Genomic DNA, 13,516 nt, shown 5'->3' on the forward strand with positions numbered 1-13,516 from the left:
TCCGGGCCGACCGCGCCGGGACGACGCGCGAGCGAGAAGGAGGCCGTCGTGAGACGAGTGCGCCCGGGGGCGGCCGCGTCCCGCGGCGGTGCCGGCACCCGCGCGCCCGGCGAGGAACGTGCCCTGACCAGCGTCGCGGCCGGTGACCGCTTCCCGGACCAGGGGCCCGAGGAGGTCCCGCGCCTGTGGCACGTCACCCTCAGCGTCTCCGGTGAGCGCACCCCCCTCGCCGAGGTCCGCCGCGCCCTCGAACAGCTCGCCCACGACCACCCCTTCCTGCTGACCAGCCGCTACGCCGGCGACCACGCCGAGATCCGGTACTGGGAGGAGGCCCGCGACCTGCACGACGCCGCCGCCGTCGCCCTGCGCCTGTGGGGCGAGCACCGGCAGACCGCGGGCCTGCCGCCCTGGGAGATCGTCGGCCTGGAGGTCATCGACCGCGTCACCTACCACCAGCGCATCGCCGCGGGCTACGGCCCCGCCCCGGCGACGCCGGTCGGGGTGCACCCCTTCTGAACCCTTCTGGGCCGAACCGTCCACCTGCCGGAGACCCGTCTCGGGGTGTGGGACACGCACGGGACGACGTCGCCCGGCGCACTACCCTTCCCCCATGACCACGCTCTCGCCGTACGACTCGATGTCCCCGGTCACCCAGGCCGCCTACCGGGCCAAGGCCGCCGCCGCCGACCTCGCGCCGCTGCCGCGGGCCGTCAAGGACGACGCCCTGCTCGCCGTCGCCGACGCGCTGGAGGTCCGTACGAGCGAGATCGTCGAGGCCAACGCCCAGGACGTGGCCAAGGCCCGCGAGGCCGGGACCGCCGAGGCGATCATCGACCGGCTGACCCTCACCCCGGAGCGGGTGCGGGCCATCGCCTCCGACGTACGGGACGTCGCCGCGCTGCCCGACCCCGTCGGCGAGGTGGTCCGCGGCAACACCCTCCCCAACGGCATCGACCTGCGCCAGGTCCGCGTCCCGCTCGGCGTGGTCGGCATCATCTACGAGGGCCGGCCCAACGTCACCGTCGACGCCGCCGCCCTCTGCCTCAAGTCCGGCAACGCGGTCCTGCTGCGCGGCTCGTCGTCCGCCTACCGGTCGAACACCGCCCTGGTCCGGGTGATCCGCGACGCGGTCGGCGGCGCCGGGCTGCCCGCCGACGCCGTCCAGCTCGTCCCCGGCGAGAACCGCGACAGCGTCCGCGAGCTGATGCGCGCCCGCGGCCTGGTCGACGTCCTCATCCCGCGCGGCGGCGCCTCCCTGATCAACACGGTCGTCCAGGAGTCCACCGTCCCCGTCATCGAGACCGGCACCGGCAACTGCCACGTCTACGTCGACGCGCAGGCCGACCTCGACACGGCCGTCGACATCCTGATCAACTCCAAGGCCCAGCGGGTCGGCGTCTGCAACGCCGCCGAGACCCTCCTGGTCCACCAGGACATCGCCGCCGACTTCCTGCCCCGCGCCCTCGACGCCCTCGCCGACGCCGGCGTCACCGTGCACGCCGACGAACGGGTGATGGCGTACGCCAAGGACTCCCGCGCCACCGTCGTCGAGGCCACCCCGGAGGACTGGGAGACCGAGTACCTCTCCTACGACATCGCCGCCGCCGTCGTCGACTCCCTCGACCGCGCCGTCGAGCACATCCGGCTGTGGACCTCCGGCCACACCGAGGCGATCGTCACCACCTCGCAGCAGGCGGCCCGCCGCTTCACCCAGCTGGTCGACTCCACGACGGTCGCCGTGAACGCCTCCACCCGCTTCACCGACGGCGGCCAGTTCGGCTTCGGCGCCGAGATCGGCATCTCCACCCAGAAGCTGCACGCCCGCGGCCCGATGGGCCTGCCGGAGCTGACCAGCACCAAGTACATCGTCACCGGCGACGGACACGTACGGCGCTGAACCGGCCCCCGGCGCGCGGCCGGGCACACGCCCCCGCGCCGCGCCCCGCGCCCGCCGCACCCCGTCTCACCCACCGGATGAATTTCCATACCGTCTGCCCAAAATGACCCCCCAGGTCTACTCTGGATGCGTGCCGGAGGACGTGGGGGGCACGCCGTTCCCTGACGGCTGGGAGCCCGACGACGACCACGACCGCGGGGTGTCGGACGAAGAGTTCGCCTCCGTGGTCTTCGACGAGGACTTCGTACGGGCGGCCACGGTCCACGAGCCGACCGCCGTCGAACGGCTGCTGGCCGCCGCCGAGGCCAGAGCGGAGGCCTCCGAGGCCGAGGCCGCCCGCCGCGCCCGCACCAGGGGCGAGCGCTACGACGACGGGTACGGCGACCTGGGCCCCGACCCGGCCGACCCCGACTACGACGACCCGGACGACGACGCCGACCCCCTCGACCGCCCCTACGGCGCCCCCGCGAGCTACGGCAAGCAGGTCCGCTGGCACCGCCCGGTCGCCTGGATGCTCGCCCTCGTGATGGGCATCGGCATGGTGGCGCTGGCCTTCAGCGCCGTCTACCGGGGCGCGTCCTCGGACGGCGACCGCGACCAGGTGCCGCCGCCCGCCTCCACCGGCCCCGAGCAGGGCGGCTCCGCCACCCCCTCGGCCTCCGCCGACTACTCCCAGCCGGCCGTCCCGGTGATCCCGCGCAGCCCCTGAGCGACGCCCGCGAACCCGCTGCGAAACGGCCCGAACTTGTCGTGTACCTGGGCGTTTATCCGGGGGCCCGGCGACCTACTCTGAAGATATGGGAGGGCCTTCAGACCCGCCTGACGGGACACCCGAGGGCGCCCCCGGAGGCGGCGACGACGAGTACCGGTCCGTCGTCTTCGACGAATCGTTCGTCCGGGCTGCCCACCTCCAGGAGTTCTCCGCCCAGGAGCGCATCGCCGACCACGCGCCCGCCGTGCGCCGCCGCCCGCCGCTGCGCCGCGGGGGACTGTCCCGGCAGGCCCTGATCCTGGTCGTGCTGATCGCCGTGGCCTTCGGCACCGCCGTGTACATGGGCGTGCGCCACCCCTACCAGAGCCCCGCGGCGCGGCAGGCCGCCGAGCAGGTGCGGATGACCGTCGTCCCGCTCGCCCCGCGCGGCGAGGTGCCCGGCGCCGCCGACGCCGAGCGGCTGTACGCGCGCAGCCCCGCCGCGCAGTTCCGGTCCGGCGCCGCGGGCGTCACGCTGCCGCCCTACCGCAGCACCGCCCACTTCGCCGACGAGCAGGTCAGGAACGCCCTGCTCACCGCCAAGGAGTACGTGGTGCGCTCGTCGCTCGACCGGGAGGTGCTGGTCGGCGGGGAGACCCGCTCGGTGCGGGTGCTGCTCGACCCCGACCAGACCGGCCAGTTCGACGAGAGCTTCGCCGAGCCCGCCGCCGACGGCCGGCACGCGGCCACCGGATGGCTGGTCCGCTTCGACCCGGCCCGCGTCGAGCTGGCCGGCTCCGAGATCCGCGTCCAGGGCTCCCTGCGGGCCCTGGAGAGCGACTCCTCCACCCTGGAGGTCGTCGCCGCCCACACCGTCGTCTATCCGCTGCGGCCCACCGGCGACGCCCGCGCCGAGGTGTCGCTGTTCACCGTCCGCCGCGAGCTGCACTTCCGCTTCGACCGGGACGACCTGCGGCTGCACCAGGCCCGGCTCACCCTCGCCTCGCTCCAGGCGGGCCCGCTGTCCTGCGCCGAGGACGCGGCCGGGTACCTGCGCCCGCTGCTCGCCGGGCAGAGCGCCAAGCAGGGCGGCCCGGCCGGCACCGACCCGTACGCCACGGGCGAGGCCACGGCCCTGTGCGGCACCCTGGCCGAGAGCGCCCAGCCGAAGGTGTGACCGGCCCCCGGTCAGTCGCGGTTCCCGGGACCGTCCGGCCCGCCGTCCGAGGCGTCCCCAGGGCTTCCGGAGCGCCCGGGGCCCCCGGAGCGCCCGGGGCCCTCGGAGCCCTCCGAGCCGTCCCGCCCGCCCTTCGGCCCCGGCTGCGAGGCGCCGAACCCGCCGAAGCCCCGCCGCACCCGCCCGCCGAGGTCCCCGGCCCCGCCGGCGAGGTCGTTGACCAGCTTCATCAGCGGGTCCTTGGACGTGCGCACATGCGTGGCGTAGCTGGAGGCCGACTCCCGCCAGGAGTCGCGCACCGAGGTGTCCTTGTCCTCGTCGCGCCGCGGGTAGTGGCCGTCCATGATCCGCTGGTAGTCGCGGGAGGCCGCCCACTTCTTCAGCTCGGCGGCCCGCACGGTGGTGAAGGGGTGGGAGCGCGGCAGCACGTTCATGATCTTCAGTACGGAGTCGCGCAGGTCGCCGCCGGCCTCGTACTCGTCGGCCTGCTCCAGGAACGCGTCCACGTTCATCTCGTGCAGGTGGTTGCCGCCCGCGATCTTCATCAGGCCGCGCATGGACGCCGTCAGGTCCTGGCCGACCAGCAGCCCCGCGCGGTCGGCGGACAGCTCCGACTTGCGGAACCACTCGCGCAGCGCGGTCACGATCGCCATGATCGCCAGGTTGCCCAGCGGGATCCAGGCGACCCGGACGGCCAGCGAGGTCAGGAAGAGCAGGACGGTCCGGTAGACCGAGTGCCCGGACAGCGCGTGCCCGACCTCGTGCCCGACGACCGCCCGCATCTCCTCCTCGTCGAGCAGCTCGACCAGCCCCGTGGTGACCACGATGATCGGCTCGTCCAGGCCGATGCACATCGCGTTCGGGTTCGGGTCCTGGTTGACGTACATCGGGGGGACCTTCTCCAGGTCCAGGATGTAGCAGGCGTCCCGCAGCATGTCGTTGAGGTGGGCGAACTGCCGGTCCGAGACGCGCACCGAGTCGGAGAGGAACAGCAGCCTCAGGCTCCGCTCCGGCAGCAGCCCGCTGAGCGCCTTGAACACCGTGTCGAAGCCGCTCAGCTTGCGCAGCGCCACCAGGGCGCTGCGGTCGGCCGGGTGCTCGTACGCGCGCGAGGAGATCCCCGGGAAGCGCCTGCGTGACCTGCTGGGCACCTGCTCGTGCCCGTTGCTCTGATGGCCGTCGGCCATGTCTTCCCCCAGGTGCGTCCTAGTGGCCCTTTGCGAACCCTTGTGCGGTCCTTTGTGCCCCCGAAGCAGAGCCCAGCCTAGGCGGAGTTACCGTGGACGGGCAGTACAGCTAAGGAGTCCGTGTCATGGAGCATGTCCCCCACCCCGCCCGGCTCGCCGGGGCCGCGAACGCCGCCGAGCAGCCCGGAACGGGGCACCTGCTCCAGATCGTGCTGATCGTGATGGTGCTGGGCTGTGTGCTCACCGCGTGGTTCCTGTTGCGGGGCTACAGCTCGAAGGACGACTGAGGCGGCCGTAAGGTTCCCCGGGCGGCCCGGACCCGTCCCGTCGGCTCCCCGGCGGCTGCCGGCGGTTCCCGAGGGCTTCCCAACGGCGGAGTCGGCGTGATCGCGTGCGGGGGGCCCGCATACGATGAGCCCACGTCTTTATCCCGCCCACACGCGATAGGTCCTGCCGAAGATGAGCTTCCACAGCACCGCTGCCCAGTTGGTCACCCTTGCCGCCGAGGGCGAGGAGCACGGCGGCAACCACGAGAGCCTCAGCCCCTACGTCACCGGCATCGGCGCGTTCGTCATCCTGATGCTGCTGCTGTGGATCACCACCCGCTTCAACCGGGACCGCTGAGCGCGTCCTCCGCGTCCTCCAGGGGAACAGGCGGCCGAGACGTTCAGCCGGGGCCGGTAGGGTCTGCACGCATGGGAGAGCAGGACATGCCTACCGGCCCGGTGAACGGCCCGGCAAGCGGCACACGGCACCGCCCGGGCCCCGGCACCGCCCCGTCACGACCGGGCAAGCGCCGGCTCGGCGTCATGGGCGGCACCTTCGACCCGATCCACCACGGGCACCTCGTCGCGGCCAGTGAGGTCGCCACACAGTTCCACCTCGACGAGGTGGTGTTCGTGCCCACCGGGCAGCCCTGGCAGAAGAGCCACCGCGCGGTCTCCGCGGCCGAGGACCGGTATCTGATGACGGTCATCGCCACCGTCGAGAACCCGCAGTTCTCGGTGAGCCGCATCGACATCGACCGCGGCGGCCCCACCTACACCGTGGACACCCTGCGCGACCTGCGCTCGCTCAACCCGGACACGGACCTGTTCTTCATCACCGGCGCCGACGCCCTCGCCCAGATCCTCACCTGGCGCGACAGCGAGGAACTCTTCTCCCTGGCACACTTCATCGGCGTCACCCGCCCCGGCCACCACCTGACGGACGCGGGACTGCCCGAGGGGGGCGTCTCCCTCATCGAGGTCCCCGCCCTCGCCATCTCCTCCACGGACTGCCGGGCGAGAGTCGCCAAGGGCGACCCCGTCTGGTACCTGGTGCCCGACGGCGTCGTGCGTTACATCGACAAGCGTCAGCTGTACCGCGGCGAGTGAGCCGAGAGGGGCACCGGTGAACGACCGATACGACGCGGGACACGGCGGCGGCCAGGAGGGCCCGTACGAGATCGTCGGCTACGACGAGTACGGCCGGCCGGTCTACCGCCAGGCCCCGGCACAGCAGCAGACGTACGACCCGTACGCGCAGCCGGGCCAGCAGACGCAGTACGCACAGCAGGAGTACGGCTACGACCCGTACGGCACCGGCGGACAGCAGCCCTCCGCCCCGTACGACCCCTACGCGAACTACGACACCGGCGGGCAGGCGCCCGTTCCCCCGCAGGGCGCCTACGACACCGCCCAGCAGGCGCCCGTCCCCCCGCAGAGCCCGCAGAGCCCGCAGAGTCCCTACGACCCCTACGCCACCGCCGCCGGCGGCGGGCAGCCGCAGGCCCCGGTCGCCGAGCAGCCGGCCCGCATCCCGCAGCAGGCGGGCCCGCGCGAGGAGCCGGAGGGGGCCGGGGCGGCGGGCCCGGCGGAACTCGGGGATGAGTCCGGGACGGCGGGGCCGGAGTACCACACCGAGCAGTTCGCCTTCGTCGAGGAGCCGGACGGCGACTCCGAGGACGTCATCGACTGGATGAAGTTCACGGAGAACCGCACCGAGCGCCGCGAGGAGGCCCGGCGCCGGGCACGCACGCGTGCCATCGCCCTGGTGGTCGTCCTCGCCCTCGTCGCCGTCGGCGGTATCGGCTACCTCTGGTACGCCGGAAAGCTCCCCGGCATGTCCTCGTCGGACTCCACGGCCGGCGGCACGACGGCGGCGGGCGCCCAGAAGCGCGACGTGATCGCCGTCCACCTGCACGACACCGACGGCGGCTCCACCTCGACGGCACTGCTGGTGAACAACACCACCACCCAGCAGGCCACCACCGTGCTGCTGCCCAACTCGCTGGCGCTGACCGGCGACGACGGCAGCGTCACCACGCTGGCCAAGTCGGTCGACGACGACGGACCCGACACCACCCAGGAGGCGCTCGACTCCGTGCTCGGCACCGCCATCGAGGGCACCTGGCGCCTGGACACGCCCTACCTGCAGAACCTCGTCGACCTGGTCGGCACCATCGAGGTCGACACGGACGCGGACGTGCCCGACCCGGACGCCGACGGCGACAAGGACGCCGCCGTCCTCGTCCACAAGGGCGAGAAGCAGACCCTCAGCGGCAAGATGGCCGTGGCGTACGCCACCTACCAGGCCTCCGGAGAGGCGCAGGTCGCCCAGCTGGAGCGGTTCGGGCAGGTCCTGCACGGGGTGCTGCGCAAGCTGTCCTCCGACGCGCAGGCGGCGACGACCACCGTCCAGACGCTGGGCATGATCCTCGACCCGCCGCTGACCGACAAGGATCTCGGCTCCTTCCTCGCCGCCCTCGCCGACCTCACCAAGGGCGGCGACCACAAGACGGCCCTGCTGCCCGTCCAGGACGACGGCACGCTCAGCACCGAGGACAGCTCGGGCGTCGTCAAGGACGTCCTCGGCGGCACCGCCAAGAGCCCCGACGAGGACGCCGCGGTCAGCGTCTCCGTGCAGAACGCCAGCGGGGACAAGAACAACACCGCCAAGGTCCGGATCACCCTGGTCAACGGCGGCTTCACCTTCGTGGAGGGCGGCACCGCCGCCGCCGCGCAGGCCACCTCCGAGGTGCTCTACGCGGACGCCGCCGACAAGGAGAACGCCACCGAGGTCGCCAAGACGCTCGGCCTGCCGACCAGCACGGTCGCCAAGGGCGACGTCTCCGCCAACGCGCGCGTGTCGGTGGTCCTCGGTCAGGACTACGAGCCCGCGTCGTGACCGGACGGTGACCGCATGGGCAGAGGTCGGCGGTCGTGAGACCCTTGGTGTCAAACGACCGTCGACCGAAAGCCTGGTAGTGACCGCGACCGACCGCTCCCTGGAGCTCATCAACACCGCCGCTCAGGCGGCCGCCGACAAGCTCGCCCACGACGTCATCGCCTACGACGTCAGCGACGTGCTGTCGATCACGGACGCCTTCCTGCTGGCCTCCGCACCCAACGACCGACAGGTCAAGTCGATCGTCGACGAGATCGAGGAACGGCTCAGCAAGGAGCTCGGCGCCAAGCCGGTGCGCCGCGAGGGCGACCGCGAGGCCCGCTGGGTCCTGCTCGACTACGTCGACATCGTCGTCCACGTCCAGCACAGCGAGGAGCGCGTCTTCTACGCCCTGGAGCGGCTCTGGAAGGACTGCCCCGAGCTGGAGCTGCCCGCCGACGCCAAGGCGACCCGAGGCAAGGGCGAGGAGCACGCCCGGACGCAGGCCGCCGAGTCCCCGGCCCCGGACGGGGACGGGTGGTGAGCGCCACCGGTGAGGTGACGGACCGGGGGGCCGGCCGGGGCCGCCGCGTCATCCTGTGGCGCCACGGCCAGACCTCGTGGAACGTGGAGCGCCGCTTCCAGGGCACCACCGACGTCGAGCTGACCGGGACCGGCGTCGCCCAGGCCCGCCGGGCCGCCCGGCTGCTGGCCGGTCTGCGGCCCGACGCGATCGTGGCCTCCGACCTGAAGCGGGCCGCCGACACGGCAGCCGAGCTGGCCGCGCTGACCGGCCTGGAGGTCGCCCACGACGAGGGCCTGCGGGAGACCTACGCGGGCGTCTGGCAGGGGCTGACGCACAACGAGATCATCGCCCGGTACGGCGAGGAGTACGCGGCGTGGAAGCGCGGCGAGCCGGTCCGCCGCGGCGGCGGCGAACTGGAGACCGAGGTCGCCGACCGCGCCGCCCCCGTGGTGCTGCGGTACGTGGACAAGCTGCCGCAGGACGGCACCCTCGTCGTGGTCAGCCACGGCGGCACCATCCGCACCACCATCGGCCGTCTCCTCGGCCTGGACGCGCACAGCTGGGAGGCCCTGGGCGGCCTGACCAACTGCTGCTGGTCCGTCCTCGGCGAGGGCGTCCGTGGCTGGCGGCTGCTCGAGCACAACGCCGGCAGTCTGCCGGAGCCGGTGCTCGGCGACGACGACTGAGCCGTGTGCGGGACCCGGATTTCACTTTCCGGCAGGTCGCAGGCTAAAGTTCTTCTTGTTCGCCCCGCCGAGCGGGAAGAACACAGGCCCGGGGCTATAGCTCAGTTGGTAGAGCGCCTGCATGGCATGCAGGAGGTCAGGAGTTCAATTCTCCTTAGCTCCACAGAAGGACCAGAAGGTCCAGAAGCAACACGGTGAATCCCGTCCCCTCGAGGGGCGGGATTTTTCGTTGCCTCACTTGAGCACCAGGGGCCCGCCGGACGTATGGCTCCATGGAGATCCGCGCCGGTCACCGTGTCCGTACTGGTACTGAGGCGTCGCTGACCGTGTCGGTCCGGGCGTGGCAGAATCAAACGGCCGGAAGGGGGCGCGGCCCGACGGGAGGGAGTACCGATGCCTGCGAGCATCCTCGGGGACAACGGCGGCGTCCCGTACGTGTGCACGGCCTGCGGCGACAGCTGGAGCTGATCGATGGGGGCACACAGGCGGAAGTGCGACTGGTGCGGCAGCGGCACTCCGATCGTCCGCGACATGGAACCGGTCAACCCCGAGTACCAGTACTGGTGCGAGGAGTGCGCGCGGGCGCTGATCATAAAAGGCGACCCCATCGAGACGTACCGGGAACTCGAGGGCGAGCCGATCTACGGCCGCCTTCTGGAGGAGCACTGCACGCTCAAGCGGTTCTACTCCTTCGTGGCCGCCTGACGGCCGACCACCCAGTGGGCAAAGTGGTCAAATCGGGCAGACCGGAAACGATTTGGTGTTGGACCCGGTCGACCGTGTAATGTTGGCGTCGCCGCCGGGGAAACCGGGCGGAGCGAAGCGGTAAAACGCGGGGCTATAGCTCAGTTGGTAGAGCGCCTGCATGGCATGCAGGAGGTCAGGAGTTCAATTCTCCTTAGCTCCACAGGGAAACCCCCCGGATCATCGATCCGGGGGGTTTTGTTCTGCTCAGCGGCCGAGCGCGCGCCGGCCGCGTCCCGGGGCGAGCACCGGCAGATTGGCCCGGGCGGGCGCCTGGGCGCGGGTGTCCTCCTCGATGCGCAGGGCGAGCGCCGGGCAGCGGCGCACCGCGCGCAGCGCCTTGGCCTCCGCGTAGCGCGGCACCTGCGCCTGCGCCACGGTCGGGAAACCGTCGGCGCCGAGCTGGAAGACCTCCGGGAGGATGTCCGCGCAGAGCCCGTGACCGCGGCACAGCGTCCAGTCGACGTAGATCTTCTGGCGGCTGGGGCCGTTCTCCGCGGCTGCGCCGCCGCCCGGCACGCCCGTCGGGGCCCTGCCCCCCTCGAAGAGCGGCAGCACGCCCTGCACGGGCCGTCCGCAGCCGTTGCCCAGGACATGGGCGGCCAGGTCGTCCGTGAACGCCTTGACGGTCGACTCCAGGAACATCGCCGAGCCGTCCGGGTGTGAACACGCGCCGCGCCGCTTGACGTTCTTCGCGACCTGCTTGAGCGCCTCCAGGGCGGCGGGACCGCCGCCGTTCAGGATGTCCTCCAGGCCGCGCGCGGCGGCCGGCAGACCGAGGTAGCAGGGGCCGCACTGGCCCGCGCTCTCCTCCGCCAGCCACTGCGCCACCCTCAGCGACTCGCCCAGCGGGCACGTCTCCTGACCGATCGGCAGGATGGCGCCCGCGCCCAGCGAACCGCCCACCGCGTCCAGCGAGTCGCGGGAGACGATCGCCTCGTCGACGGTGGCCGAGTCGATCCACTTGCCGTGGTAGCCGCCGGTCAGCACGCCCTGGGGCACCGGCGGGGCACCGGCCAGCTGGAGGACGTAGCGCAGCGGTACGCCCGTGGGGACCTCGATGACCATGGGGCGGGCGACCGCGCCGGAGACGGTCAGCATGACGGTGCCCGGCTCGTCGTACAGGCCGGTGTTGCCGTAGCGCTCGGGGCCGATGCGGGCGGCGATGGCGAGCTGGGCGAAGGTCTCGGCGTTCGACAGCAGCGTCGGCGCGCCGCCCACGCCGCTCCTGGAGGCGCTGACCTTGCGGCCGGGCGGGATCGCCGGGCCGCCGTCGATGGAGCGGATCAGCGAGGCGGCGGCGCCCGTGACCATCCGTACGGGATTGCGCTGCACGCGCGCGCGGAGCGCCGAACGGCGGCCGTTGCTCAGGCCGCGTTCGGCGAGCGCGGCCTCCATGGAGCGCTGGGTGGACTCCCGGGTGACCCCGACGACGAGGGTGCGCGCGCCCATCGCCTCGGCGCACAGCAGCGCGCCGTCCAGGATCAGGTGCGGCGCGCGGTTGATGAGGACGGTGTCCTTGCGGCAGGCCGGTTCGTCCTCGCTGCCGTTGACGACGACGACCGGGCGGACGCCGCGCTTGATCGCCGCTTCGGCGACCGAGCGCAGCTTCTTGTGGAAGGGGAAGCCCGCGCCGCCGCGGCCCCTGAGATTGATCGCCTCGGCGAGTTTGGCGAGCTGTTCGCCGCCAAGGGGTTCGAGCGGGCCGTGCACCTTGAGGTGCATCGGGAGATCCAGCCGCTCGACAAGGTCGAAGCCCGACGTGAGCTGGGGAAGGCCGACGACGCGGACCTCGGGGACGTCGGGCAGGGCCTCGTTCACTTCATGCCTCCGGAAGGCGTGTTCCAGGGTTCACCCGGCCCCGGCGCGTCGAAGTCGTAGGACGTGCCGGGGGCCGGTTCGGGGGCGGGACCGCTCGTACAGGTGTCGTCCGGGTAGTACGCGCCGGGGACGGTGTTCTGCTCACCGGTGTCGTACACATCACTCGGCCGGTAGCCGTAGCCGTCCGGATTGCCATAGGCCGGGATGGTGTGTCCGGTGTCGGTGAGGGGGTCGTACGCCGACGGCGGGGCCTCGCCGACCGGCGGCGGGGACGGGACCGGCCAGCCGCCGGGGGGCATCGCGGAGCCGGGTGCCGTGGTGGGTGCCGTGGTGGGTGTCGTGCCGGGTGCCGGGGCGGGGCGGATGTCCGGCGGCAGGTCCATGGGGGCGGTCCGGTCGGGGGCGGCGGGCTGCTGCCAGGGGCGCTGCGGGGCGGAGACGGCGCGGTAGGCGGCGGCGAACCCGTTCGCGGGCTCCCTGGGCGCGGCGGTCGCGGGCTCGTACGGCGGCGGGGCGGTCGCGGGCTCGTACCGCGGCGGGGCGGCGGCGGTGCGCTGCCGGGGGACCCCCGCGGTCTCGTAGCCCGGCAGTGCGGAGCCCTGCGAGGTGGCGCCGGGCGCCGTGCGGGCGCCGTCCCGGACCGGCTCCTCGCGGTCCGGCCGGCCCGCCTGGTCGAGGAGGGCGGCCACGCGGTCGGCGATCCGGCGCTTGACGGGCCCCGGCGCCGCGCGCAGCGCCAGGGCCGCCATCACGCCGGCCACCGACAGGCCGTACAGGACCAGGAAGACCGGCTTGGCCGCGCGGCCCGCGTAGAGGCCGTGCAGCAGGGCCGCGCACCAGGCCGGGTAGGCCAGCATGTGCATGGCCCGCCAGCGGGCCGCGACGGGGGCAGGGGAGGCGAAGCGGTTGCGCAGGGCGCCGGTGACGCCGACGAAGACCATGAGCAGGCCGGCCAGGGTGCCGAGGCCGATGAGGAAGGCCCGGCCGCCGAACTGCTCGTCGTCCGTGAGGAGCAGGCCGAACGGGATCACCGCGGCGACCCAGGTGGTGTGCGCCAGCGCCAGCTTGACCCCGACGTGCACCAGCAGGAAGACGATCGAGGCGACGGCGGTGGTGCGGTGCACCGCCTGGGCGAGGATGCGCTGGCGGGCCACGAGCAGGATCCGGTCCTGGGCGACCAGTCCCCAGATCACCGAGCAGCTGAGGCAGACCAGCGCCAGGACGCCGGCGCCGAAATCGAGGAACTCCGCGAACGAGTCGTCCGCCGTGGCGGCGAGGGATGGGTTCATGGGGGCACTCCGAGCGGTTCGGGGAAGCGGTCCCGGTGCCGCACTCTAGGTGGCGCCATACCCGTGGGTACGAGGTTTGAGTTATTGCGCTGTTATCAAATGACTATGCGGTCGTTGTGATGCCCTTTAGTGGCTGTTACGCGAAGTAAACCTTGACCGCGGTTCAGGCGACGGAACCCCGTCGCGGCCCGCTCGGCGGCTGCGGTACCCTGACCCCATGCGTGCCGTACGCCTTCTGCTTAGCGGGCCGCGCTGATCAGTACCGACCGCCGGTGCTCCGGACGGTCGGCATCGGCGCGGCGTCCCCTCCTGTGCGAGGGGATTTTTCATTTCTGTCATGAGTGAGAGTCG

General features: G+C 72.6%; 14 protein-coding genes and 2 tRNA genes. 13 read left to right on the forward strand and 3 right to left on the reverse strand.

Annotated elements, in window-relative coordinates:
* The first annotated feature begins 57 nt into the window (after positions 1 to 57).
* From ACIQR3_RS21325 to ACIQR3_RS21340, 4 genes are all read left to right on the forward strand, one after another.
* Complete coding sequence (locus ACIQR3_RS21325; protein WP_403541540.1) at positions 58 to 516, forward strand: hypothetical protein; 459 nt, start codon at positions 58 to 60, stop codon at positions 514 to 516.
* A gap of 94 nt (positions 517 to 610) precedes the next feature.
* Complete coding sequence (locus ACIQR3_RS21330; RefSeq protein ID WP_403541110.1) at positions 611 to 1,897, forward strand: glutamate-5-semialdehyde dehydrogenase; 1,287 nt, start codon at positions 611 to 613, stop codon at positions 1,895 to 1,897.
* A gap of 103 nt (positions 1,898 to 2,000) precedes the next feature.
* Positions 2,001 to 2,606 (forward strand): hypothetical protein, encoded by a 606-nt coding sequence (locus tag ACIQR3_RS21335; protein ID WP_403541113.1) that lies wholly within the window; start codon positions 2,001 to 2,003, stop codon positions 2,604 to 2,606.
* An 88-nt stretch (positions 2,607 to 2,694) separates the two neighbouring features.
* A complete protein-coding gene (locus ACIQR3_RS21340) occupies positions 2,695 to 3,765 on the forward strand; it encodes a hypothetical protein (RefSeq protein WP_403541116.1) in 1,071 nt (356 codons plus the stop codon).
* Positions 3,766 to 3,776: 11 nt separating this feature from the next.
* Here the strand turns inward: ACIQR3_RS21340 and ACIQR3_RS21345 are convergent, their stop codons facing one another.
* Positions 3,777 to 4,952: a M48 family metallopeptidase gene (locus ACIQR3_RS21345; protein ID WP_403541118.1), complete on the reverse strand. Its 1,176-nt coding sequence runs from the start codon at positions 4,950 to 4,952 to the stop codon at positions 3,777 to 3,779.
* A 125-nt stretch (positions 4,953 to 5,077) separates the two neighbouring features.
* Between ACIQR3_RS21345 and ACIQR3_RS21350 the strand changes: the two genes are divergently transcribed.
* From ACIQR3_RS21350 to ACIQR3_RS21390, 9 genes are all read left to right on the forward strand, one after another.
* Entirely contained in the window at positions 5,078 to 5,239 is a 162-nt protein-coding gene (locus ACIQR3_RS21350; RefSeq protein ID WP_403541121.1) for a hypothetical protein, read from the forward strand.
* Between the two features lie 172 nt (positions 5,240 to 5,411).
* Complete coding sequence (locus tag ACIQR3_RS21355) at positions 5,412 to 5,576, forward strand: hypothetical protein (protein WP_215169062.1); 165 nt, start codon at positions 5,412 to 5,414, stop codon at positions 5,574 to 5,576.
* Between the two features lie 71 nt (positions 5,577 to 5,647).
* On the forward strand, positions 5,648 to 6,328 hold the full coding sequence (gene nadD / locus ACIQR3_RS21360; protein ID WP_215169064.1) for a nicotinate-nucleotide adenylyltransferase: 681 nt from the start codon (positions 5,648 to 5,650) through the stop codon (positions 6,326 to 6,328).
* Positions 6,329 to 6,344: 16 nt separating this feature from the next.
* Positions 6,345 to 8,120 (forward strand): LytR C-terminal domain-containing protein, encoded by a 1,776-nt coding sequence (locus ACIQR3_RS21365; RefSeq protein WP_403541124.1) that lies wholly within the window; start codon positions 6,345 to 6,347, stop codon positions 8,118 to 8,120.
* 79 nt (positions 8,121 to 8,199) lie between these two features.
* Positions 8,200 to 8,643, forward strand: a complete 444-nt coding sequence (gene rsfS / locus ACIQR3_RS21370) for a ribosome silencing factor (protein WP_403541127.1) — start codon at positions 8,200 to 8,202, stop codon at positions 8,641 to 8,643.
* Positions 8,640 to 9,311, forward strand: coding sequence for a histidine phosphatase family protein (locus tag ACIQR3_RS21375; protein WP_403541130.1), 672 nt, complete (start codon positions 8,640 to 8,642; stop codon positions 9,309 to 9,311). The genes rsfS and ACIQR3_RS21375 overlap by 4 nt, the downstream gene beginning before the upstream one ends.
* 90 nt (positions 9,312 to 9,401) lie before the next feature.
* Positions 9,402 to 9,474 (forward strand) — tRNA-Ala (locus ACIQR3_RS21380).
* Between the two features lie 308 nt (positions 9,475 to 9,782).
* Positions 9,783 to 10,016, forward strand: coding sequence for a hypothetical protein (locus tag ACIQR3_RS21385; protein ID WP_215169073.1), 234 nt, complete (start codon positions 9,783 to 9,785; stop codon positions 10,014 to 10,016).
* Between the two features lie 129 nt (positions 10,017 to 10,145).
* Positions 10,146 to 10,218: transfer RNA gene (locus ACIQR3_RS21390), tRNA-Ala, on the forward strand.
* 44 nt (positions 10,219 to 10,262) lie between these two features.
* On the opposite strand, the gene ACIQR3_RS21395 is transcribed toward ACIQR3_RS21390, so the two are convergent.
* Positions 10,263 to 11,876, reverse strand: coding sequence for an NADH-ubiquinone oxidoreductase-F iron-sulfur binding region domain-containing protein (locus tag ACIQR3_RS21395; RefSeq protein WP_403541132.1), 1,614 nt, complete (start codon positions 11,874 to 11,876; stop codon positions 10,263 to 10,265).
* On the reverse strand, positions 11,873 to 13,165 hold the full coding sequence (locus ACIQR3_RS21400) for a cytochrome b/b6 domain-containing protein (protein WP_403541134.1): 1,293 nt from the start codon (positions 13,163 to 13,165) through the stop codon (positions 11,873 to 11,875). The genes ACIQR3_RS21395 and ACIQR3_RS21400 overlap by 4 nt, the downstream gene beginning before the upstream one ends.
* Positions 13,166 to 13,516 lie beyond the last annotated feature (351 nt).

It is taken from the genome of Streptomyces sp. NPDC090994, from assembly GCF_044768905.1.
Lineage (GTDB): Bacteria > Actinomycetota > Actinomycetes > Streptomycetales > Streptomycetaceae > Streptomyces.